At 37.7% G+C, this 24928-nt stretch carries 20 protein-coding genes, 1 pseudogene and 1 riboswitch; of the genes and pseudogenes, 17 read left to right on the top strand and 4 right to left on the bottom strand.

Annotated features, from left to right (window positions below):
- Positions 1-25: 25 nt before the first annotated feature.
- From RTW14_RS05250 to RTW14_RS05235, 4 genes are all read left to right on the top strand, one after another.
- Positions 26-931 carry a DNA glycosylase gene (locus tag RTW14_RS05250; RefSeq protein WP_312648645.1) on the top strand — a complete coding sequence of 302 codons (906 nt, stop codon included), beginning with the start codon at positions 26-28 and terminating at the stop codon, positions 929-931.
- A gap of 184 nt (positions 932-1115) precedes the next feature.
- Positions 1116-1394 carry a co-chaperone GroES gene (locus RTW14_RS05245; RefSeq protein ID WP_312648644.1) on the top strand — a complete coding sequence of 93 codons (279 nt, stop codon included), beginning with the start codon at positions 1116-1118 and terminating at the stop codon, positions 1392-1394.
- Between the two features lie 21 nt (positions 1395-1415).
- The gene (groL, locus tag RTW14_RS05240; RefSeq protein WP_312648643.1) at positions 1416-3041 is read left to right on the top strand and encodes a chaperonin GroEL; all 1626 of its coding nucleotides are present in this window, start codon (positions 1416-1418) and stop codon (positions 3039-3041) included.
- A gap of 180 nt (positions 3042-3221) precedes the next feature.
- Entirely contained in the window at positions 3222-4118 is an 897-nt protein-coding gene (locus RTW14_RS05235; protein ID WP_312648642.1) for a GGDEF domain-containing response regulator, read from the top strand.
- Between the two features lie 103 nt (positions 4119-4221).
- Here RTW14_RS05235 and RTW14_RS05230 read toward each other — a convergent pair whose 3' ends face one another.
- Together RTW14_RS05230 and RTW14_RS05225 are read right to left on the bottom strand one after the other, a co-directional pair.
- Complete coding sequence (locus tag RTW14_RS05230; RefSeq protein WP_312648641.1) at positions 4222-5604, bottom strand: alanine/glycine:cation symporter family protein; 1383 nt, start codon at positions 5602-5604, stop codon at positions 4222-4224.
- Between the two features lie 120 nt (positions 5605-5724).
- On the bottom strand, positions 5725-7269 hold the full coding sequence (locus RTW14_RS05225; protein WP_312648640.1) for a sigma-54 interaction domain-containing protein: 1545 nt from the start codon (positions 7267-7269) through the stop codon (positions 5725-5727).
- A gap of 479 nt (positions 7270-7748) precedes the next feature.
- Here RTW14_RS05225 and RTW14_RS05220 point away from each other — a divergent pair, with 479 nt between their 5' ends.
- The 8 genes and pseudogenes from RTW14_RS05220 (at position 7749) to RTW14_RS18800 (ending at position 16000) form a co-directional block, all read left to right on the top strand.
- Positions 7749-8564 (top strand): 3-keto-5-aminohexanoate cleavage protein, encoded by an 816-nt coding sequence (locus tag RTW14_RS05220; RefSeq protein WP_312648639.1) that lies wholly within the window; start codon positions 7749-7751, stop codon positions 8562-8564.
- A 19-nt stretch (positions 8565-8583) separates the two neighbouring features.
- The gene (locus tag RTW14_RS05215) at positions 8584-9534 is read left to right on the top strand and encodes a 3-hydroxyacyl-CoA dehydrogenase family protein (protein WP_312648638.1); all 951 of its coding nucleotides are present in this window, start codon (positions 8584-8586) and stop codon (positions 9532-9534) included.
- Positions 9535-9649: 115 nt separating this feature from the next.
- Positions 9650-11500 carry an NAD(P)-binding protein gene (locus RTW14_RS05210; RefSeq protein WP_312648637.1) on the top strand — a complete coding sequence of 617 codons (1851 nt, stop codon included), beginning with the start codon at positions 9650-9652 and terminating at the stop codon, positions 11498-11500.
- Complete coding sequence (locus RTW14_RS05205; RefSeq protein WP_312648636.1) at positions 11494-13221, top strand: NADH-dependent [FeFe] hydrogenase, group A6; 1728 nt, start codon at positions 11494-11496, stop codon at positions 13219-13221. Before RTW14_RS05210 ends, RTW14_RS05205 begins: the two co-directional genes overlap by 7 nt.
- Positions 13222-13372: 151 nt before the next feature.
- Positions 13373-13834: a hypothetical protein gene (locus RTW14_RS05200; protein WP_312648635.1), complete on the top strand. Its 462-nt coding sequence runs from the start codon at positions 13373-13375 to the stop codon at positions 13832-13834.
- Positions 13835-14009: 175 nt separating this feature from the next.
- Complete coding sequence (locus RTW14_RS05195) at positions 14010-14177, top strand: hypothetical protein (protein WP_312648634.1); 168 nt, start codon at positions 14010-14012, stop codon at positions 14175-14177.
- Between the two features lie 167 nt (positions 14178-14344).
- On the top strand, positions 14345-15673 hold the full coding sequence (locus RTW14_RS05190; RefSeq protein WP_312648633.1) for an MATE family efflux transporter: 1329 nt from the start codon (positions 14345-14347) through the stop codon (positions 15671-15673).
- A 43-nt stretch (positions 15674-15716) separates the two neighbouring features.
- Positions 15717-16000: pseudogene (locus tag RTW14_RS18800) on the top strand (solute carrier family 23 protein).
- A gap of 53 nt (positions 16001-16053) precedes the next feature.
- On the opposite strand, the gene RTW14_RS05175 reads toward RTW14_RS18800, so the two are convergent.
- The gene (locus tag RTW14_RS05175; protein WP_312648630.1) at positions 16054-16605 is read right to left on the bottom strand and encodes a winged helix-turn-helix transcriptional regulator; all 552 of its coding nucleotides are present in this window, start codon (positions 16603-16605) and stop codon (positions 16054-16056) included.
- A gap of 508 nt (positions 16606-17113) precedes the next feature.
- Between RTW14_RS05175 and RTW14_RS05170 the strand changes: the two genes are divergently transcribed.
- From RTW14_RS05170 to RTW14_RS05150, 5 genes are all read left to right on the top strand, one after another.
- Entirely contained in the window at positions 17114-17467 is a 354-nt protein-coding gene (locus tag RTW14_RS05170; RefSeq protein WP_312648629.1) for a cupin domain-containing protein, read from the top strand.
- Positions 17468-17501: 34 nt separating this feature from the next.
- Complete coding sequence (locus tag RTW14_RS05165; protein WP_312648628.1) at positions 17502-18290, top strand: SDR family NAD(P)-dependent oxidoreductase; 789 nt, start codon at positions 17502-17504, stop codon at positions 18288-18290.
- Between the two features lie 72 nt (positions 18291-18362).
- Positions 18363-19298 carry a cyclase family protein gene (locus tag RTW14_RS05160; RefSeq protein WP_312648627.1) on the top strand — a complete coding sequence of 312 codons (936 nt, stop codon included), beginning with the start codon at positions 18363-18365 and terminating at the stop codon, positions 19296-19298.
- A 171-nt stretch (positions 19299-19469) separates the two neighbouring features.
- The gene (locus RTW14_RS05155; RefSeq protein WP_312648626.1) at positions 19470-20771 is read left to right on the top strand and encodes an MFS transporter; all 1302 of its coding nucleotides are present in this window, start codon (positions 19470-19472) and stop codon (positions 20769-20771) included.
- Positions 20772-21293: 522 nt separating this feature from the next.
- Positions 21294-23081, top strand: coding sequence for a C25 family cysteine peptidase (locus RTW14_RS05150; RefSeq protein ID WP_312648625.1), 1788 nt, complete (start codon positions 21294-21296; stop codon positions 23079-23081).
- 118 nt (positions 23082-23199) lie between these two features.
- Here RTW14_RS05150 and RTW14_RS05145 read toward each other — a convergent pair whose 3' ends face one another.
- The gene (locus RTW14_RS05145) at positions 23200-24555 is read right to left on the bottom strand and encodes an alanine/glycine:cation symporter family protein (protein WP_331654400.1); all 1356 of its coding nucleotides are present in this window, start codon (positions 24553-24555) and stop codon (positions 23200-23202) included.
- A gap of 235 nt (positions 24556-24790) precedes the next feature.
- Positions 24791-24913, bottom strand: a riboswitch (glycine riboswitch).
- Between the last annotated feature and the right edge of the window lie 15 nt (positions 24914-24928).

The following is a 24928-nucleotide window of genomic DNA, read 5'->3' as shown; positions in this document are numbered from 1 at the left end:
GACAAATAAAAACTTGGAGAAAGTGATGGTAATTAGAGAAAACATTAAAGATTTCAATTTGGATCATATATTTGATTGTGGACAGTGTTTTAGATGGAATAAGCAGCAGAATGGCAGTTATACCGGAATCGCTTTTGGAAAGCCAGTAAATATAAACTTTAAACCATATATAGAAGGTGGATTTGAGGGTAGGCTGAGTATAGACAACATTAATGAAGCAGAGTTTAATGAGCACTGGAAAACCTATTTAGATTTAGATAAGGATTATGGACATATAAAATCTGCTCTAGCTAAAAAAGATTTGGTTCTTGCAGAGGCAATACAATCAGGACAAGGCATTAGAATATTAAAACAGGAACCATGGGAGACTTTGATTTCATTTATCATTTCTCAAAATAACAACATACCAAGGATAAAAAAATGCATTGAAGGTTTATGCCAAATGTTTGGATTACCAGCGGGTAGTTTTCAGGAAAGAGATTATTTTGCTTTTCCTGAAGCATCCGTTCTGGCTCAACTGACAGAAAACGATCTAGCTCCAATCAAGTTAGGGTACAGAGCAAAATATATAATTGAAACTGCAAAAAAAATTGTGACGGATAATTTTGATTCAGGGAACAAAGAATGTGTTGATGTAAGATTAACCACACTGGCAGATTTACGAAGAGCAGATATCGTTACAGGGTATGAATATTTAACGAGCTTGTGTGGAGTGGGACCTAAAGTAGCAAATTGTATTTTACTTTTTGGTATGGAAAAATATAATAGCTTCCCCATTGATGTCTGGGTTCGCCGTGTAATGCACAGACTTTATCATATGGATGAAAGTGATATGAAAAGTATGACTAATTATGCTAGTGAGAATTTTGGGGAGTATGGGGGTATCGCGCAGCAATATTTATTTTATCATATAAGACAGTTAGAAAAATAACAAATGAGGAGATTTCAAGCACAACATACAATCGTATGGCTGTGCTATTTTTATCCATAAAAATTGAAAAAAACTATTGACATTAGGGTAGATTAGTTTAAAATATAGTTAGCACTCATGGTTAATGAGTGCTAACAAAAAGATAAATAATAAAATTATATATATCAAACAGGAGGTATAGAAAATGAATTTTGGAATTAAGCCACTTGGCGCTAGAGTAGTTATTAAGATGGTTGAGGCTGAAGAAAAGACCAAGAGTGGTATCGTTCTTCCAGGCCAGGCTAAAGAACAGCCACAGATGGCAGAAGTTGTTGCTGTAGGTCCTGGAACAGAAGAAGAAAAAATGGAGTTAAAGGCTGGAGATAAGGTTGTATTCGCAAAGTACGCAGGCAGCGAAATCAAGTATGATGGTGCTGAATACACAATTATGAACCAGAAAGACATTTTGGCAATTGTAGAATAATAAAGAAAGAGGGTAATTGAAATGGCTAAAGAATTACATTATGGGGAAGACGCTAGAAGAAAATTACAGGCAGGTGTTGATAAACTTGCAGATACAGTGAAAATTACATTAGGACCTAAGGGAAGAAATGTTCTTATTGAAAAGAAGTTTGGCTCACCGGTTATTACAAATGACGGTGTTACTATTGCTAGAGAAATTGAACTTGAAGATGCAGTAGAAAACATGGGGGCACAGCTTGTAAAGGAAGTTGCAACAAAAACAAATGACGTTGCAGGTGACGGTACTACTACTGCTACACTTCTTGCTCAGATTATTATCAAAGAAGGATTTAAAAATGTAGCTGCAGGTGCAAACCCAATGGTACTAAAAAGAGGTATTCAGGGAGCTGTAGACGTAGCTGTTGCTGAAATCAAGAACATTTCAAAAACTGTTGAAAGCAAGGAAAGTATTGCTCAGGTAGCTTCAGTTTCAGCTGCAGATGCAAATATTGGTGAACTTATTGCAGAAGCTATGGAAAAGGTTGGAAAAGATGGTGTTATCACTGTTGAAGAATCAAAATCCATGGGTACAACTCTTGAAGTTGTTGAAGGTATGCAGTTCGACAGAGGTTACTTATCTGCTTACATGGTAAACGATACAGAAAAGATGGAAGCTAACATGCAGAATCCATATATCTTATTAACAGATAAAAAGATTTCAAACATTCAGGAAATACTTCCTATTCTAGAACAGATTGTTCAGCAGGGAAGAAAGCTATTAATCATTGCTGAAGATGTTGATGGAGAAGCTCTTGCAACATTGGTAGTCAATAAGCTGAGAGGTACTTTTGACTGCGTAGCAATCAAGGCTCCTGGCTTTGGCGAAAGAAGAAAAGCTATGATGGAAGATATCGCTATCTTAACTGGTGGTACAGTTATCTCAGAGGAAGTTGGATACGACCTTAAGGAAGCTACATTAGATATGTTAGGTACTGCCGCATCAGTTAAGGTAACTAAAGAAAATACAGTAATTGTAGATGGCGCTGGCGCACCAGCTGAAATTCAGGGTAGAATTAAGCAAATTAAGAATCAGTATGAAGAATCAACTTCAGATTTTGATAAAGAAAAGCTTCAGGAGAGACTTGCAAAACTTGCAGGCGGCGTAGCAGTTATTCAGGTAGGAGCTGCAACAGAAACTGAACTTAAGGAAAGAAAACTGAGAATTGAAGATGCTCTAAACGCAACTAAGGCTGCTGTTGAAGAAGGTATCGTAGCAGGTGGTGGTGTTGCTCTTGCAAATGCTATCCCAGCAGTTAAGAAATATGTTGAATCGCTTACAGGAGATGAAAAGACTGGCGCTGCAATCATCATGAGAGCATTAGAAGAACCAGTTAGACAAATTGCTGAAAATGCTGGATTTGAAGGATCAGTAGTTGTTTCTGAAGTGAAGAACAGTAAAGTTGGTGTTGGTTTCAATGCTGCAACAGAAGAATATGTTGATATGATTAGTGCGGGTATTGTAGACCCTGCTAAGGTTACTAGATCAGCCCTTCAGAATGCTTCTTCTGCTTCAGCTATGCTTTTGACAACTGAAGCAGGCATCGTAGAAATTAAGAAGGATGAACCAGCTATGCCTCCTATGGGTGGCGGAATGCCAGGAATGATGTAGTCCGTATAAATATTAAATAAAATAGTAAAATAGTGGGATGTCTTAATTATTTTGAGACATCCTTTTTTTATATTTGTGGATGTTGAGTAAGTCAGAGTAGTTCAATATTTCATTGAAATATGGTTTTGATTATGATAGAGTAAAAGAATGTAAAAGCAATGGCGAAAGCGGGGTAAAAAGGTGGAAACCATTTTAATAATAGATGACAGCTTTTTTAATATTAAACTTCTAGAGGGTATATTACAAAAAGACTATAACATAGTATATGCAAATGAAGGTGAAGAGGGGTTTGAAATGGCAAAAGTAAAACAGCCTTCACTTATACTTTTAGATATAGAGATGCCAGGAATGAATGGTTTTCAGGTATTAGAAAAACTACAGGTCACAAAAGAAACCCAGCAGATTCCAGTAGTCTTTTTAACTGGTGTTGATGATACTGCCACCGAAGAAAAAGCATTTTTCTGCGGGGCTGTTGATTATATAAGAAAGCCTTTTTGTGGTAACGTAGTGTGTGCAAGAGTCCGCACACATATTAACATGTTTCGATATAGAAAAATGCTGGAAACACAAATGTATATAGATGTCTTAACGGGGCTTTATACAAGAAAACATTGCATTGATTATGTCAATAAACAATGGAAAAATTCCATTAAGGAAGGGATCCCTTTCTCTTTAGGAATCGCAGATATTGATTTCTTTAAAAGAGTAAATGACACTTATGGACATCAAGAAGGTGACAGAGTACTAAGTGCTGTTGCTGATTTAATGAAAAATGCCATGCCAGATGATAACAACTATATTGCCCGTATGGGAGGAGAAGAATTCTATCTGATCATGGTGGGAGAAAGTAAAGCCCGAGCTTTAGAGATTATGGAAAATGTATGTAATGCGGTTGGACGTCAGAGTGTTTGCAAAGTTGGCGGTAATTCTGATGAAGAAATCAATGTGACCATAAGTATAGGAGGTAGAACGATTATACCTTCTGAAAAAGATTCGGTTGATACTTTTGCAGCCATAGCAGATAAAATGCTATATGAAGCTAAGGACAGAGGCAGAAATCAAGTGGTATGGATTTGATAGCTGTGAAAAATCAGCTATAAGGGTCAGTAATAAAACCAGGGCCATCTCCAAACAAATTAGTTTAAATGTCACTAATTTGTTCGGAGATGGCCTAATTTGTTTAATGATGCCTTATATCTTTTAAGTAGTATTTTGAGCTAGAGAAGAATTCTTTTTTTAATGCAACCACCTGACCGCTCATAAGAATAAGTCCAATCATATTTGGCAGTATGGTTACACCGAGAATAACATCCAAAAAACCAAAGACAGTTTCTAATCCCCCTAATGCTCCTGCAAAAATAGCCAGAATATAAAAGATTTTCAAAATCTTTGCGATTTTAGTACCGAAGAAGAATTCACATTGTTTCTCGCCATAAAATACTTGAACAATAATCGTTGAGATTACAAACAGCAACATGGAGAGAGAGACAAGCAGCCCTCCAAGGGTATCACCCATTACGGATTGAAAAGCAAGGGTAGGCATCGAGGCTGCTACGGAAGGATCCACCTGGCTCCATATACCTGTAGTCAGAACCACTAAAGCGGACATGGTACAAATAATCAGGCTGGATACAGTAATCTCGAAAATACCCCAGAAGCCCTGTCGTACAGGATGGTCCGTGGTGGCAGCGGAATGGGCCACTGGTGCTGTTCCCATGCCAGCTTCACAAGAATATGTACCACGGGCGATACCCCATCTCATGGCAGCAGTCAAACCTGAACCTGCCACGCCGCTAACAGCAGCGGATGGCGTAAAGGCAGATGTAAAAATTAAAGCAAAAACAGATGGAACAGTGGTAATATTACAAAGTACAACTATTAATGCTCCCAAAACATATATACTAGCCATAAAAGGAACAAGCTTGGAAGAAACGCTGGCAATACGAGTTATTCCACCATAGACGATAACGGATACAAGAATGGTTAAAATAATCCCAGTCGTAATCTTGCTTACTCCCATCACAGCCACGGTTTGAGTAGCGGATACGGATTGGGCTGCAACTGAGGCGGCCAAAATTATCATAGTAAAAAAAGCATATATGATAGCAAGAGTTTCCCCAATTGCTTTACTTGAAATCCCTGCAGAGAGATAATACATAGGTCCGCCTACATATTGTCCATCTTCATTTAGTTCTCTATATTTTATTCCTAGAACTATTTCAGAAAACTTTGTGGCGCAGCCTATTAGTGACACAATCCACATCCAAAAAACGGCACCAGGCCCACCAAAGGCTATAGCTATCGGCACCCCTACAATATTGGAGGCACCAATAGTTGAGGCCAATGCAGTAGTTGCAGCCTGAAAAGGGGATACGGTCCCCTGTCCGGTGTGCTTCTTAAATATAGTACCAAAGGTTTGTTTTAGAATGTACGGATAATAAAGAATCTGAAAGAAGCCAAGTCTGATGGTTAGAAAAATTCCCCCGCCCACAACCAGCATTAACATGGGAGGACCCCACATCCAGTTGGATATGGAGCCCACAAAGTCAATTAGATTAAACATTTAAACTACTCCATTTTCTAAAATACGTATATAACTCACTTATGTATTGTATGCTGACTGTTTACATAAAAAGAACTGTTATATCCGTAATTTTGGAGCCTTTATCTATGAAACTGAAAACTAAATTCCATACCGTTGGCACTTTTTTATTAAGGTGGAATGATCCACTCCAAGGGCTGTGGCAGCTTTTCGTTTTGAACCATGCTGTGCGATGGCATCACGTATAATGTCTTTCTCAAAAGCTTCAACTGATTTTTTTAAATTACGCTCTGTTTTTTCTAGATAAGTAGAGCTTATAGGTTCTGGTCCGGCCCGGAAGGCTGCTACAGGTAGAATTCCTAAAACCTGTTTAACTGTTGCTGCATCTATTTCTCCCGTTGAGTTAATAACAATCATCCGCTCCATGACATTTTTTAGTTCACGAATATTACCTGGCCAACTGTAATCTCCCAAAACAGAGGCAGCACCAGGAGTAAGAGATACCAGTTTAACATACTTTTTATTGTATTTACCAAGAAATTTCTCTAATAAAGCATGAATGTCTTCCTTTCGTTCTCTTAATGGAGCTAAATCAATGGGAACAACATTTAACCTGTAATATAAGTCCTCCCTAAAACTGCCTTCTTTTATGGCTTTGAGAAGTTCCTTATTTGTCGAAGCAATAATACGTACATCCAAAGAAATTACTTTACTGCTACCAATACGGCACACCTCTTTTTCTTGTAGAACTCTTAGTAGTTTTGTCTGCAAGTCTAACGGCATATCTCCAATTTCATCCAGAAGTATAGTACCACCATTGGCAATTTCAAATAACCCGGCTTTTCCACCCTTTAATGCTCCCGTAAACGAGCCTTCCTCGTATCCAAATAACTCAGACTCAAGCAGGTTTCCTGGGATTGCAGAACAATTAATTTTTATAAATGGTTTTGAAGTACGGTTACTGGATTTGTAGATGAAATCAGCGATAATTTCTTTACCAGTACCGCTTTCACCAGTGATAAGAACCGTTACATCTGTTGCAGCCACAGTCTGAGCTGTTTGGAGTGCATCTTTCATGTTTTTACTGTTGGCAATCAGATTCATATGATCAAGCTGACGCCTTCGTAAATATTCTAATTCTGCATTCTTGGTTACCTGCTGTGATTTCAGTATAGCCAGAGCGTCCTTCAACTTCTCCAAATGGTCAATATCCTTGTCATGTGCTACAGCGTATTTAAGTTCCCCGTGATCATCAAGAATAGGGATACCTGTAATAAATATTTTCTTATTAGTTGATATAACAGTACCTACTGCCTCAGTCTGCTTTTTTGTATTTATAACGGTAGGAATTACTCCGTTTGTATACAGTTTTTTCTCGCTATTTATTTCATAAACGCTTTTGCCGACAAAGTCCTCTTTTTTTAGTCCGCTAAAGTCTAAATAGGCTTGGTTAACATAAATAGTCTTACCGTTTTTATCAGCAACATATATGGCATCAATTAAGTGGTTACAAATTTCCTCAAAATCAGTATGGTTTTCCCTAAAGTCTTCTACGGCGGTTTCTAATAAAAAAAGCTTTTGGTTAAGGGATAGGTTTAACTCTTTGGAAACGTTGGAATTTATAGTGTTACGTAATGTGGTAATACAACTTTCGCATAGATTTAAAATGTTAATTTCCTGGCTCATAAAAGGCCTCCTAAGAAATGATATTTAGCCACGTGGTGAAAAAATTCTTTACGTGGAAAACGAATGGTGATAATTTTCCTCAATTTATAACGATTGTAACACAGATTTAAGACTTTGTGTAGTTAAAAATTGCAGGGGTGAGTACTATTTGATATTAAAAAAGATTGAAAAATACAGCTTTAGAGGACTTTGACTAAAAAAATATTTTATTCAAACGATTAGTTGGCATTTTAATTGCTATATATAATGGCAAGTAACAATTATTTGATCTGCATTTTAGGTGAGTGCGTTTTTAGTTAATAAAAATTCTTACATTACACATCACAAAATCCAAGAAAATTAAACTTCTAGAAAATAAATTAATGGCAACATAAAATTTCTAATTTATAAGAGTCTGCTAAATTAACGCACTCATATGAAATGCAAGAAGTACTAACAATTAAAAATTATATAAATATAAAAAAAGAGAGGGACATATTATGGCAAAGACTATTATTACAGTGGCTACAACTGGTGCTTGGCCAAGCAGAAAGGATAACCCAAACATTCCTATTACTCCTAAGGAAATAGCAGAAGATGTTTATAAATGTTTTAAAGCAGGTGCAGCTGTTTGCCATCTTCATATGAGAGATGACGAAGAAAAAGGAACTATGGATACAAAAAAATTTGAGGAAACTGTTAAGTTAATCAAAGAAAAGTGTGATATAATTATAAACTGCACAACAAGTGGAGATTTAAATGCTACAGATGAAACAAGACAGGCTCATTTAAAGAGCATCAGGCCTGAGCTTGCATCTTATGACTGCGGTTCTATGAATTGGCAGCACAATAGTTTATTTATTAATCACCCTAAGTTCTTAGAAGAATTAGGATTGACTATGCAGGAATATGGGGTAAAGCCTGAAATTGAAATATTCGATGCAGGTATGATTTACAATTCAACCTACTATTTAAAGAAGGGTATCCTAAAGGCTCCACTTCACTATCAGTTTGTTCTTGGTGCAGCAGGTGGATCAACAGCTACTGTTGAAAACCTTTGTTATTTAAAGAATTTAATTCCAGAGGGTTCAACATGGTCTGCACTTGGTGTTGGTAAAGGGCATGTGCCTATTTTGATGGCAGCTATTGCTATGGGTGGTCATGTTCGCGTGGGGATGGAAGATAATGTGTTCTATACTCCAGGTGTTCTAGCTGAATCTAATGCACAATTGGTAATAAGAGCAGCAGAATTTATTAAACTTGCTGGTAACGAAGTTGCAACTCCTGCGGATGCAAGAGAAATTCTTGGCGTGTAAGATTTAGGAGGCGGCAGATATGATTAAAACAATTGCTGTATTAGGTGCAGGGACTATGGGGCATGCCATAGCTGAAACTTTTGCAATGAATGGATATCCTGTAAACCTTTATGAAACTTATGAGCCCATGAGAAACTCTGTAAAAGGTGTTATAGAAGAAGAACTGAAGTTTTTAGTTGAAAACGATTTTATACCAGAGAAAAATATACAGGAAAGCCTTGACAGAATAACCATGTTTTCAGACTTGAAAGAAGCTGTTTGTGATGTGGACTACGTTATTGAAGCAACTCCAGAAAAAATAGAGCTGAAACAGGAGCTATTTGCGCAGCTTGATGAACTTTGTAAGCCATCAGCAATACTTGCAAGTAATACTTCCAGTTTAGCTCTTATGGAAATGGTGTCAAACATTTCTGAAGAAAGAAAAAAGAGAACAATGGTTTGTCATTGGTATAATCCTGCACATCTTATGCCGATAGCAGAGTTATCATTCTTTGGCAATATGGATGAAGATATTTTTAAAGAAGTTGAAGAACTCTACCAAAAAGCCGGAAAACAGACAGTAAAAGTATTGAAAGATGTACCCGGACTTGTGGCCAACCGTATCCAGCAGGGTGTAGCTAGAGAGGTATTCTCATTAATAGAAGAGGGTGTAGCCTCTCCAAAGGATATAGATAAAGCACTTAAATTTGGACCCGCTTTCAGATATGCAACAACAGGTCAGCTGGAGGTTGCTGATATGGGGGGCCTTGATATATGGTGTACAGTAGGTGATAATCTTTTGTCAGTTATGGATAATAGGAAAGAAGCTAATCCAATCCTTAGAGAAAAGGTAAAGGAAGGCAGACTTGGTATGAAATCTGGAGAAGGATTTTTCAATTATCCAGCGGATAAGATTAATGAAATTAAAAACGAATTTAATAAGAAACTTATTATACAACTTAAAACTTCCCAGAATTATATAGAGAAATAGTACTTGTCTTTACTTTGTGATAAATACCCTAATAAATAACCCAGTATAGTGCTTTTACTATACTGGGTTATTTTATTAATTAATTTAAATTTTCAAATGAAAAGGTGGAAAGAAAATGAGCAGATTAGATATCAAAACCAGAGACAGAGCCCAGATGGCAGTTGAAGGACTGTATAAGGACTTGGAAAGAAGGATTATAGCAAGTCCTCCAGGACAGTGTCCTGTAGATATGGCAGCTTCGTTTCTGAGACTGTGCCATGCCCAGTCCTGTGGTAAGTGTGTACCATGCCGTGTAGGGCTTGGACAGCTTTTAAACTTGATGGACCAGGTTCTTGACCTTGGACAGGATCCATCACTGGATATTATACCTCTGATGGAAAGGACAGCGGAAGCCATAAGGGTTTCAGCAGACTGTGCCATAGGAACAGAAGCAGCAAACATGGTGTTGAGAGGTCTTAAGGGCTTTAAAGAAGACTACATAGAGCATATCACGAACCATCGATGTACAGAAAGCATCCAGAAACTAAAACAGCCAGTACCTTGTGTAGCATTATGCCCTGCAGGAGTAGATGTACCAGGATACAGTGCGCTTGTATACGAAGGTAGATATGCGGATGCAGTAAAGCTAATCAGAAAAGACAATCCATTTCCTACAGTTTGCGCCTTAATCTGTGAACATCCATGTGAAGCAAGATGCAAAAGGAATCTGATAGATGCTCCTGTAAATATCAGAGGGTTAAAACGATATGCAGTAGACCACTGTGGAGAAGTTCCTGTACCAGAAAAAATGGAGGATACAGGAAAGAGCATAGGAATCATAGGAGGAGGTCCAAGTGGACTGTCAGCGGCATTTTATCTGGCTATCATGGGACATAAAGTAACCGTATACGAAAAGAGGAATCAGCTTGGCGGAATGCTGAGATATGGAATTCCAAGTTACAGACTGCCAAGGGAAAGACTGCAGTTTGATATAGATGCCATACTATCAGAAGGCGTAGAAGTGGTAACAGGCTATGACATAAATGATGTAAAGAATATAACTGAGCTAAGAGAAAAACACCATGCTGTATACATCTCCATAGGTGCTCACACCCATAAAGAAATCGGAATTGAAGGAGAGTACTCCAGGGGCGTGATTTCTGCTGTGGAAATGCTCAGAAGCATAGGCGACAATACCATGCCGGACTTTAAGGATAAGGCAGTAGTGGTAATCGGCGGAGGAAACGTTGCTATGGATGTAGCAAGAACAGCAAAGAGACTAGGTGCTGCGGAGGTAAATATCGTATATAGAAGAAGAAGAGACGATATGACAGCTCTTCCTGATGAAATAGAAGGAGCAATAGCTGAAGGATGTCAGCTTTTACAGCTTAAAGCTCCAGCCAGAATTCAGGCAGGGAAAGCAGGAGATGTAGAAGCCCTATGGGTAAAACCACAGATAGCAGGAGGAGCAGATCGTTCAGGACGACCAAAACCCGTTGATGCTCAGGCAGAAGAAGAAGGTATCCCTTGCCAGATTATCATTTCTGCCATCGGTCAGGGAATTGATGCAAAGAGCTTTGAAAAGTATGGAATACCTGTAAACAAGGGAAGCATAAAAACAGAAACCTCTAGTGGAATAGAGAACATACCGGGAGTATTTGCAGGGGGGGACTGTGTAACTGGTCCGTCAACAGTAATCAATGCCATAGCGGCAGGAAAGGTAGCCGCTGCAAACATAGACACTTATCTGGGATACCATCATGCAATTGAATGTGATGTGGAAATACCAGAAGCAAAGAGCCTGGATAAGAAACCTTGCGGAAGAGTAGAACTGAAGATGCGTTATGCAGGGGAAAGAGGCTGTGACTTTGAAGAAATAGAGCAGGGGATGACTGAAGAAGAGGCAAAGCAGGAGGCAATGAGATGCTTAAGATGCGACCACTTTGGTATAGGTTCATTTAAAGGAGGCAGAGAATCACAATGGTAAAGTTAACAATAGACGGACATATTATATCTATTCCTGAGGGATCAACAATCTTAGAAGCTGCTTTGGAAGTAGGAATTCATATTCCCCATCTCTGTTACCTGAAGGACCTGAATGACATAGGTGCGTGCAGGGTGTGTATAATAGAAGTGGAAGGAATAGACAGGCTTGTTACTGCCTGCAATACAAAGGTAGAACAGGGTATGGTGATTCATACAAACAGTCCTAAAGTAAGAGCAACAAGAAAGACAAATGTAGAACTGATTCTATCCGATCATAACTGCACTTGTGCAGTGTGTGTGAGAAGTGGAAACTGCAGCCTGCAAAAAATTGCCAATGACCTTGGTATCCTTAGTATTCCATATACATCCGTGCCAGAAAAAGCAAGATGGGATAACAGTCTGCCTTTAATAAGAGATGCATCAAAATGTATTAAATGCATGAGATGTATACAGGTATGTGACAAAATACAGGATTTACAGGTATGGAATTTAACGGGCTCAGGTTATAGAACTACTGTTGGCGTTTCTGAAAATAAAAAAATTCAGGAAACAGGGTGTTCGCTATGTGGACAATGTATAACCCACTGCCCTGTGGGAGCATTAAGGGAACGGGATGATACCGATAAAATGTTTGCCGCATTAGCTGATCCTGAGAAAATAACAATGGTACAGATAGCACCAGCAGTCAGAACGGCATGGGGCGAAGGAATCGGACTATATAAAGAGGAGAGCACCTTAGGAAGATTGGTAAGCGCCTTAAGAAGAATAGGCTTTAACTACATATTTGATACAACGTATACGGCAGATCTCACCATAATGGAAGAAGGGACAGAATTCCTTGAAAGGTTTAAGAAGAAGGATAAATATAAGTGGCCTATGTTTACTTCCTGCTGCCCTGGCTGGGTACGGTTTGTAAAGTCACAGTATCCGGATATGGTTGACAACCTTTCAACGGCCAAGTCTCCCCAGCAGATGTTCGGAGCCATGTCAAAGACATTTATAGCGCAGAAACTGGGAATACCTGCAGAAAAGATTTTTTCTGTATCTATTATGCCTTGCGTTTCAAAAAAATATGAAAGTGGAGTAGAAGCAGTCAATGATGCAGGTCATGGCAGTGATGTTGATTTGGTACTTACTACAAGAGAACTTGACCGAATGATTAGAGCAGACCACATTCAGCCAAATGATTTAAAAGAAGAATCTTTTGATGAAATCTTTGGAGAAGGATCAGGAGCAGGTGTCATATTTGGCGCAACTGGCGGAGTTATGGAAGCTGCACTTCGAAGTGCATATTATTTGCTGACAAAGAAGAATCCAAATACAGAGAGCTTCAGAAAAGTGCGGGGTATGGATGGCTGGAAGGAAGCTATATTTGAGATTGAAGGGGTTGCTGTAAGTGTGGCAGTAGCCAGCGGACTGGGTAATACGAGAAAGCTTATAGAAGCTATAAGAAGTGGAGAGGTCCAATATGATTTTGTAGAAATCATGGCCTGTCCAGGAGGATGCGCAGGAGGCGGCGGACAGCCTATTCATGATGGCTTTGAACTGGCAGAAGACAGAGGCAAGATTCTTTACGGACTGGACAGTACTTCAAACTTAAGATTTTCTCATGAAAACAGCGCAGTACTAAAGACCTATGAAGAGTTTCTGGAAAAGCCAAACTCAAAAAGGGCACATGAATTGCTCCATACAAATTTAAAAGACTGGGATTTGAAAGCTTAAAATATACAGGATGCTGATCAGCATCCTGTTTTTTACATAAAAAAATTATCAATAATTAGTTTACTTTTTGTTTTAAAACTCGTTTTTATATGTGTAAAACAACTTAACCGGTTAAAGTGTTTTAAATAAAATTAGAAAAGGAGAGTTTAAAATGTCTATAACATTAACATCAACTTGTATCTATTGTCCGCCATCCTTAGCTACACCTACAAAAATAACTGGCACAGATACAATTGAAAGAGGCAAACTAGTTAATTTAGTGGAATTGTGGCAAAGTAAGCATGATGGTCAGCTTGACACATATAGTGTAGTTGCATCACTTGTTGCTGCATATTTTGGAGGAGCAATCTATAAAAAAGTAATCGGCGCATGCGTGAAAGAGGCGGTAACACTAGCTAGAGCAAAAGCATTGGAAGGTGCTTTTGAAACACTTTTAGGATTTTCTCTTTATAAATTAATAGAAAAAAATTTAACTGTAGAAAGCTCCGTAATAAAGGATATTGCCAATTTATCTGGCGAAAATATTAAAGTAACATATACATTTAAGTATATAAGAAGTGGATCTAATGATGGTGCTTATTTCTTAGATAATATGAAAGTATCAAAAGCATAATAAAATATAAAGGCCAAAACCATAAAAGTACTTTTAATATGTTCCCTCTTAATGGTTTGCAGTAAAAAAATAACTGTAAACCATTAAGGAGGAACATAGTTTTTATGTATTGTTTATTGACAACAGTTTATCTTAAGCATAAGATATTAAAAGTAAGTTAAAAAAAGGAGATATTATGGTTAATAAAGTAATATTAAGTTTATTTTTTATTCTAGTATATGGATTGTGCATATATTTTTTTGTTACAGGTAGTATAAAAGAAAAAATGATTTTTATTATAATAGCTGCATTTGTAGCATTTTTTCACTATTTAGAAAAGAAAAAAATTAGGCAAGAAAATTAAAAATTGATTATAATGATGCGGCCACATTGTTGGCCGCATTTCTTGTATGTTACATTATGGTAATGTACTTACTAAATTGTAACTAATTGTAAACCCGAGCCTCTGGGCATATAATGCTTGTATAATTTTGAATGACAATTACAGATAAAAGCAGGAGGAATGGGTACGTGGCACATGATTTAGATTTAACACAGGGCAGTGTGCGAAAACAGCTGATACGGTATGCACTGCCATTGGTAACTACCAGTGTGATGCAGGGCCTTTATAGCATTATTGATATAATTATAGCGGGACAGTTTGTTGGAAAAGAAGCGGTTTCTGCCATAAATAATTCAAGTCAGATTATGGGACTACTTACACAAATAGCCATAGGGTTTACTTTAGGGGGGAATATTCTAATAGGACAGTACTTTGGCAGTAGAGATGAAGAGGGCAGAAAGCAGGCAACAGGTACATTGTTTTTATTGAGTATGGTACTAGGTGCAGTAATTTCTGTATGGCTTTATTTTAGCTCAGAAAGCCTACTAACTTTGTTGGGAGCACCTTCGCTAAAAGATGCTGTGATTTATTTAGAAATCTGCTCAGCAGGGTACGCGTTTATTTTAGGGTATAACGGGCTTAGCGCAATTTTAAGAGGCGTAGGTAACTCAAAAGTGCCGCTTAGGTGTATTACAGTGGCAACAGTACTAAATATCATATTGGATCTTTTCTTTGTGCTAGTGCTGCATAAAGGAGTGGAAGGAATGGCTTTAGCCACTGTAGCAGCACAAATAGTATCTTATATTATGGCACTATTGTACTTAATAAAGGCAAAGGAGTACTTTGGTTTTCATCTGGCTACTCTTCGGATTAGAGCGGATAAATGTAAGAAAATATGTCAGCTGGGTGTACCCTGCATGCTGCAATGGACTATCGCAAGTTTATCATGGCTTGTAGTTACATATTTTATAAATCAGTATGGAGTGGATGTATCTGCAGGAAATGGAATCTCTATAAAAATTAAAGATTTTTGCCAGTTATTTATATCGGCCATGTCAAGTGGTGCATCCACAATGATTGCTCAGACCTTGGGAGCACAAATGTACGACAGGGCAAAAGAAGTTATGTATGAAGCTATGAAAATAACAGTAGGATTGGCACTTATCATAATTGTCATTGTAGAACTGGCAGCACCGTTGATAACTTCTGCATTTACAAGTGATGTATCCGTTGCAGATGCAGCAGTACTAAACCTTCGAATTGAAATAATAGGACAGGCTTTTTATGCATCATTTCTTATTTACCATTCATTGATGACTGGAGCAGGACATACCTGGATTGTGATGGGAAGTTCCTTTGTCAATTGTATTCTATTCAGAGTAGTACTTGTCATCATTTTAAACCAATACTTTGGTATAATGGGGGTGTATCTTGGTTGTATGATAGCACCAAGCAGCTCTATTCCCATTGGATGGATTTATACCAAATCAAATATATGGCGTAGAAAAATAGTGTAGGGAAGGAGCACCAACAGTGGGGTTTGTACCTTTCGCCTCATCAATGGGTGTAATTGCCATGACTGGAATGGCCTCCAGAAGACCATTTTATCTTGGTAGTGCCTTTATGATTGTTCTTGGACTAATAGCGCCAGTAGGGTCTTTTTTGCCTCTATACCTCCCTCAGTAGGTTATGCAGCCATGATGATTGTATTTGCATTAATTTTTGGGCAGGGATTACGGGAATTCCAAAGAGTGGAGTTCACACAAAGAGAGAATCTTATCGTAGGAATGCTTATGAGCATTATACTGGAGCAGTTGGTTTTACGTGAAAAACTGATTAAATAGAATAAAAAAGCCTTGAAGCTTCTAAATAGAGAGCTCAGGGCTTTTTTTATTGTTTAATCTTTTTTTTGTTTACTTTTATTTTCACCGCTGCTTTGTGAATTAGAACTCAAAAGCCTTTCGACGATTTCTTCTTTGTTATTCATAAAGTCTGCGGTCGTATCTTCTATTGATAAATTTTTCTCTACCACATAATCAACAAAATCACAAAATTGTTCATAATTATCAATTATTTCTGATACACACTTATGATATTTTTTTTGTGTGTGCACTAAAAAAGCATCTGGATCGATTTCTATATTTAACTGACGCATACGTTCAATACTCCACATATAAATCATATCAAGGGCAGGAATTATCCTTTCACCTGCAGGAGTCAAAATATATTCTACTTTTAATGGAATAGTATTGTATTGGATTCTTTCAATTAGGCCATCTTCCATAAGTTCTTTTAGTTGCTGACTTAGTACTTTTTCGCTTACAGGTAATGTTTTTTTAGTTTTTGAAAAACGAATAACACCATGATGATGAATGTGATGTAAAATAGTCATTTTCCATTTGCCGCCTAAACAAGATAAGGCATACTGATATGGGTTAGTTCCTATCATAGAGAACCTCCTTTTTCCCAAATATTAATCCCTAAACTGTTACACTATCACGATTAGTATTATAGCAAATTTTACTCATAGAGTCAATTTGGGATTGTATTTTTGATGTTTTTTTTGATATTTTTTTGTCATAAAATTTGTTAATAAAATATCAATAGAACTTTAATAATTAGGGAAGGGTTTAGAATATATAATATCAAAATATAAAAAACAAAAAATATAGAGCAAAATTGTCAAAAAATAGAGAAATAAATAGATTGACGTCAAAAAAATGCAAATATATATTGACAAAATTATAACAAAAAATTAGTTACTGATAAGTAACCATGTAACAGCAAAGTAACTCTCTTACAGAAAAGTTAGAATTGTAGAACAATTTTTGTAGTGCTATACTCCAATCATAAAATCTAATCAGGCCATAGACAGAAGCTATGCCACTTGATTAATAAAATAAAAAGCATGCGACTGAGTAATAAGTACCCAGCCAATAAAAACGGAGGTAGCACAAATGATTAAAAGAACTGTAAGTGAATTAAAACCTTATGAGGCACCTGGACATTTTGGATGTACGGCTATGAGATATCATGGAAAGGATGAAACTGGAGCAGAAAAGTTTTGGATTGGAAAATCAGTTTTTCTTCCTGGTGGTGGAGCTGATTGGGCATACGAAGATAATCCGTTAGAAAAAGTTTATTATGTACTTAAAGGTGAAATGACTATCACAGATAAGGAAGGAAAGAAGTACGTAGTAAAGGCTGGTGAATCTATTTCATTCCCACCAAATGAAGGCAGAGGTTTAAAGAACGAAACAAATGAATCAGCAGAAATGTTAGTTATCATTAACTACCCTGACGCAAAATAGGCGCTGGAGAATGACAATATAAGGAGAAAGAGAAATGGTAGAGAAGCAGTTTGTAAACAACTTATTTGATGTGAAAGGCAAGGTGGCTTTAATTACTGGAGCTACAGGTGCTTTAGGAAAAGCCGTTGCCATGGGATATGGTTTAGCCGGTATGAAGGTTATGATTACCGGACGTGGCGAAGAAAAGTGTAAGGCTATATGTGATGAACTTGCTAAAGAAGGAATCGAATGTGGGTTTTCAACAGGCGATCCTGCGATAGAAGAAGAAGTGATTAAGGTTGTAAGTGACACAGTGGCTAAGTTTGGAGAGATTAATGTATTGGTTACAGCCGCTGGATACAATCACCCACAGCCAATTGTTGAACAAGAGCTAACTGAATGGCAGAAAATCATGAATTCAGATGTACAGGGAACTTGGTTGTTCTGTAAGTACGTTGGAGAAAGAATGATTGCACAGGGTAAAGGCGGCAAAGTGATACTAGTTTCTTCAGCTCGTTCAAAGATGGGTATGGCAGGCTACACAGGATACTGTACAGCTAAAGGCGGTATAGATCTAATGGCTCAGTCTCTTGCTTGTGAATGGACAGCTAAGTATAAGATTAATGTAAATACAATTAACCCTACAGTATTCCGTTCAGATTTAACTGAGTGGATGTTTGATCCATCAAGCGAAGTATACAAGAACTTTTTAAAGAGACTTCCAATTGGAAGGCTTGGCGAACCAGAAGATTTCGTAGGCCCATGCATCTTCTTAGCATCATCGGCTAGTGACTTTATGACAGGTGCAAATGTAGCTGTTGAAGGTGGATACTGGGCTAACTAATTATATCAATATATATAACTATTTGTTAAAAAATAAAAAATCTTATGAGTAAAACTAGAGGAGAATAAAAAAATGGGAAAGAAAGTATTTATTGATTTAACACATCCGTTCAGTGCAGATATTCCACGTTGGCCATATTTTGTAAAGCCAGTTATCGATTCAATGCACACGTTGGCCAAGGGCGGTGTTCTTACACAAAGAATTGATTGCGTACAGCATACAGGCACACACTGTGACGCACCTCGTCACGTTATGGAAACTGAATTCGATGGTAAAAGAGCTCGTTATACTCATGAAATGCCGGTTGATGCATACACAGGTGAAGCAGTTTGTCTTGAAATCAATGTTGAGCGTTGGGGACTAATTACTAGCGAACATCTTGAAGATGCTTGCAAACGTGCAAACATCAAGCCTGAGGAATTGGAAGGCATGATTGTATGTCTAAATACAGGAATGCACCGTAAATTTGATGATTCAAAAGAATACTATCATTATTCATGTGGAACTGGTGTTGATGCAGGAAAATGGTTTGTAGAACACAAGGTTAAGTGCGTAGCTATGGATATGCAGGCTCTTGATCACCCACTACATACAGCTATGGGAAATAATGGCGGTACACGCATGAATTTAATCGGTGCTTCTGGAAAGCCAATCACAGAAGAATACAAAGAACAGTTCGGCGAAGAAGCATATGCTGAATTTGACAAAGATGAATACATCAGAATTCACGGACAGGAAGCATACGATACAAAATTCGGCGATTTAGAAGCAATTGGTTGCTGGGGAACATGGGAACCTTGCCATAAAGAAATGTTAGGACATGGCATAGTTGGCGTTGAAAATCTTGGTGGAGACTTAGATAAAGTGTCTGGAAAACGTTTCAGATTCTTCTGCTTCCCAATCAGATGGTATATGGGAGACGGCTCTATGGTTCGCTGCGTCGCAGAAATTGAAGAAGACAATGTAAATGATGTACCTGACAGAGTTTATACATATGCTAGCATTTAAAAAAGTTTTCAAGTACGGTATTGTATAGTAAAGTGTTGTATAATAGAAGCCTTATACGTTAACACATAAATAAAGGAGGACTGAGGGCCTTTATTGTAAAGCTTCTCAGTTCTTCTTTTTTTAAGTTTATTCGGAATTATAGTAGTATTTTTATTTGAGAGGAAAAACGAAATGAGTGATAACAAAAATTCAGTAGTAAATTTCGGCGCTGCGGGATGGGGAACAATTCTTTATTGTCTGTTCATGTTCTTCTTTTATGTTGGTATGGTAAATGATGGGACAAACGTACTTGCGCCTACAGTAGCTGCAAATCTTGGATGTGAACCTGGAACATTGATTCAGATCAACGGATACATGGGTATGGTTGCTGTAATTGGATTTATTTTTGTAGGGCAGATTAACCGCAGATTTGGAGCTCGAAAGACGGCTGCGTTTTTTACAATTTTAGCAGGTGTAGCCTATATTATCTGTGGTAACTCTACAAGCATCCCGATGTATGCCGTTTCAATGCTGGTTGTTGCAACAAGTATGATGTCAGCAGGATATATTGCAGGAGGTACATTAGTAGCTGCGTGGTGGCCTAAGAAAAAAGGGATTATCATGGGATATACAACTATGGGACATAACTTTGCATCTGCATTTTATGTAGCCATTTTAACTGGCTTAGTAGCAGTATATGGTAACATTAGTAGTGGATGTATTCCAATTGGTGTTGCTGCAATTGTACTAGGAATTATTGGCGCAATCTTTGTCCGTAACACTCCACAGGAAAGAGGATTGAACCCAGATAACGTATCTGATGAATATTACAAGAAAAATTATGATACAGCTGACGATGATGGACACATAAAAGATGGAGGTTGGACAACCAGTAAACTGTTAAGCACTAAAGAGTTATGGCTTGCTGCAATAACAACTGGATTTTTCCAGATTTGCTCAGTAGGAGTCATGACACAACTTGTTACTCGTAATATCCGTGACTTTGGAATGGAACAGGGAAAAGCTCTTGCAATCATGACTGTTATCGCTTTAATTGGTGTAATAGGTTCATTTATCATCGGTGTTATCGATGACCGTATCGGAACAAAGAAAACAATGATGATGTTTGGCCTTTGGTATGCGATTGCTTTAACATTTAACTTTATGTCAACTAGCGTAGGTCTTACATTTTACATCTCAATTTTTATGATTGGTATGGGGATTGGCGGTTCTGCAAACTTCACAACATCACTTCCTACATCTATTTTCGGACGTCAGGGTTTTGACAAGGTAAACTCAGTAATTTTCCCAATCCAGGGATTCGTAACAGCTTGGTGCTTTGTAATCAACGGTGTTGTAACGAACGTTATCGGTGACCTAAAGATTGCTTATATAATCTTTGCATGTGTAGCATTAGTTAATATCCTTCTTGTTAAATTTGTTGACGAACACAAATATAACAAGGACTTTGCAGCAGAGCTAGCACATAAATAATTATAATCAGTCATTAAAAATTCTATATAATGCGTTTAGCATTAGGACACCTTTTGGTGAAAGTACACACCGGCAGGTGTCTTTTCTTGCCGATAAAAGCATCTGTATTTTGGGTTGACTTTATGGACAAATGGTTTTACTATATAATCAAATATACAAATTAGTGCTCCCATCATAAAAAATAATGATTTTGTCAGTAAAAATTAGTGCTCCCATCATAAAAAATAGTAATCTCATCAGTAACAATTAGTAATCTTCGTCAGTAAAAATTAATGATTTCCCCCCATAAAATTAGTAATTGCCGTCAGTAAATTGTAATAATCCTCATCAGTAAGAAATAGAAAGCGCGCTCTATTTATAAGAAATTACTGTAAAAATTTGTATGAGCAGAATTGCATGTTTAGCTTTAACCTGCAAAGCTGTTTAAACTGGAGCTTATATCAAAGAGAGGTGATTTTGGTTTGAGGCAAGTAAGCTGCCAGTAATTTATCGGTCAAAAATATACTAAGAGGAGGAAGTGTTGTGAAAAACATATTTAAATTTAAAACTTTTATGTTTATGCTTGTGCTTATTATCATAAGTACGCAGTGTAGCTTTGCATTTGGAGAAGATAAAAATAACTTTGAAGCTGCAGCCGGAGATTCAATCAAGGTCAATGAAGATAAAGGCCTGGATGGAGCGAATGCTACTGTTCTGGAATCGGATTCAGATCATACAGTCATAAGATTTGATGTGGGAGAATTTGCCAAGAATGCAGTGGATATAGAAGAATCGGAATATTACAAAATAATTTGCAGCGGGACAAGCTTTGAAGAGGAGTTAGGTTTACCTGAGCTGCCACGTATATGTCGCAGCATAACAATACCGGATTCCACAGATATGAAAGTAAGTGTGCTGTCATCGGAATATACCGATTATGAAAACTGCCCTATAGCACCGTCTAAAGGTAGTATCTCAAGAGATGTTAATCCGGATGATATTCCATACACCTTTGGAGAAGTCTATAAAGGGGAAGGATGGTATCCTTCTGGCGATATGGTTTCAATCAGTGATCCTTTTATTATGAGAGAACTGAGTGGTGCTACAGTCAGAGTTAATGCTTTCCAGTATCAGCCTTCCACCAAAACATTGAGAGTCTATGATTCCGTTACGGTAGAAGTTAAAAATGAGAGCCAGTACAATGTTAACAGCTTAGATTCTTATATGTCTATGCCTGCGCCTACTCATACTGAGGCGTTTGAAGCAGCATACCAAAATCTCTTTATCAACTATAACAGTGGACAAAATGTAAGGTCTAGGGCGACAGCATCAGAAGATGGTGATATGCTCATAATAGTATATGATAAATTTAGTAGTGCTATGGATCCTTTTATTCAATGGAAGAATTCAAAAGGAATCAACACTACAATGGTAAAAATATCACAAGTATCACCAAGAAATAATCCTAGTGAAATCAAGAAGTATATAAAGAACTATTACAATCAGCACCCAAGCCTAGCGTATGTGCTTCTGGTGGGTGACTATCAACAGATATCTTCACCAAAATATTCCAGTGGTGTTTCAGACCCTGAATATACAAAGGTGGCAGGAAATGATAATTATCCTGATATATTTGTAGGTCGTTTTTCCGCTGAAACTATTGCGGATGTGCAAACCCAGGTACAACGAACTATTGATTTCGAGAAAAATGGAAGTAATACAGCAGATTGGTATAAAAATGGTGTAGGAATTGCATCTGCTGAAGGAAGCAATGAATCGGATGCAGAGCACATGGATAATATACGTAACAGGCTTTTGAACTCCGGGTATACTCAAATTGACAGAATATATGATCCTGGTGCATCTGCTTCAAAAGTTACAGACAGTCTCAACCAGGGCCGCGGTATCATAAATTACTGTGGACATGGGGCACAAACTTATTGGGTTACTACACGCTTTGGCAACAGTGATGTTGCGGCACTTCAGAATCAAGAACATCTTCCATTTATAGTGAGTGTATCCTGTGTCAGTGGCAAATTCCAGTCCGGAACATGTTTTGCAGAAGCATGGCTTCGTTCCCAAAACAGCAACGAAGAACCTATAGGAGCAGTAGGCACCTATATGTCGACGATAAACCAGCCTTGGATACCTCCAATGGTAGGTCAGGACGCCATCATTGATCAGGTCTGCAATAAAACTAAGACCTCGTTTGGAGGACTTTGCTATACCGGTGCCAGCAAGATGCTGGATAACGGTACATCTAGTGATATCGAGACATTCAACACCTGGACAGTTTTCGGGGATCCATCCATACAATTAATCCCAAATTAAAAGGATAGTAAAATCAGAACGGTTTATAACACTAAAAAAATCAGGAAATAGTATATTCCATTTCCTGATTTTTTAGTGTTTTATTATGTCTGGCTAAGCTGATGTATTATAACATTTATTATTTAGCAGATCCGTTTTTGCTAAGTTTTACAACTAAACCACTGAGTGCGGCTAATGCTAAAATGTTTGGAATGACCATGAGTGCATTAAAAAAGTCTGCAAGCTCCCATACCAAATCGACTTTTAATGTTGAACCTAGGATGATAAATAAGACTACCAAGCAGGAATAAATTTTAACTGCCTTTTCACCAAATAGGTACTTCACATTAATTGCACCGAAAAAGTGCCAGCTGAGAATTGTTGAAAATGCAAAGAATAATAAGCAAATTGCAACATATAAGTCTCCCCAATTTCCGAAGCAGTTAACAAATGCGGCCTGTGCTAAAGCTGTGCCAGTTTTTCCAGTAGACATAGCCCCTGTACATAAGATTGAAAAAGCAGTAAGGTTTAGAATAATAAATGTATCGATAAACACACTAATCATGGCTCTTAGACCCTGCTCATGAGGAGTTTTGGCGGTAGCACGTGCGTGTGCATGAGGTGTTGAACCCATACCGGCTTCATTTGAAAATAAACCTCGTGCTACACCATAACGAATGGCTTCCTTTATAGTGATGCCGGCAGCGCCTCCAAGGACTGCCTCCGGCTTAAATGCACAAACAAAAATCATCTTTAATGCAGCTGGTAAATTTGAAATATTCATTGCTAATAAAATAATACTTCCTATTATATATATAAATGCCATGAGTGGAACAATCTTCTCTACAACCATGGAAAGGCGCTTTGTACCACCGATGAAGATAAAGGCCGCAACAACTGCAAGAAGGAGACCTATTACCAAAGGATTTAGGTTTATTCCTCTTGATGCAAAGGCTTCCGTAAAAGCACTGCCAATAGAATTGGACTGTACCATGTTACCCATAAATCCAAGAGCCAGTACGATAAAAATAGCAAAGGCAGTAGCAAGTATCTTGCCAAAAGTCCCTTTAAAAGCTTGTCTGATGTAATAAACAGGTCCCCCGGTAATGTGGCCGTCAGAGTCTACTGTTTTGTATTTCTGTGCAAGAGATGCTTCTGCATAAATGGTGGACATACCGAAAAAGGCACTAACCCACATCCAAAAGATTGCACCAGGACCACCGGAAATAAGTGCAGTAGCAGCACCAGCCAGGTTACCAGTACCTACTTGACCGCCAATGGCTGTAGCGATTGCTTGAAAAGGTGTCATTTCTCCGTTTTCACTTTTAGCCCCATTAAAACTGAAATCCTTAAATAGAAGCTTCCAGCCTTCGGTAAATTTTCTAATTTGAATAAATTTTAACCGAAAGGTAAACATTATTCCTGTACCGCATAGAAGAATGATAAGGAGAATACCCCACAAAAATCCATTGGCTTTTACTACTAGTTCTAACATAATTATTCTCTCCATTCATGACTTAACCCAGTTTGTGAAACAAATTGAATTATTTAAAGTAATAAAATAAGAGCTGATTGGTTATCAGCTCTCTGGGAGTAGAACATTTGCATACAATAGGAAGTTGCTATGGGCTTAGGTCGTTGTATTTTCCAATATAGACCATAAAAAAATCCGATACCTGTTTCTAGTGAAACGGGTTCGGACACCACATACTGAAAACCTATTGTTCTGATTTGTATGCCCTGTCCTTTTGCCTGAGAGATCGCTAGACTTTATTGCCTAACTTACACCTTCGGCGCTCGTTTTTATCAGTTATTTAACTGGAACTGATTTGAGACTCTCCAGAGTTATTAACATTGTTGTCAACATC

The organism is Aminipila sp., assembly GCF_032051575.1.
In the GTDB taxonomy this organism is placed as follows: domain Bacteria; phylum Bacillota; class Clostridia; order Peptostreptococcales; family Anaerovoracaceae; genus Aminipila.
Note: the sequence above shows the minus strand (reverse complement) of the source record. Positions and strands in the feature narration are given on the sequence as shown.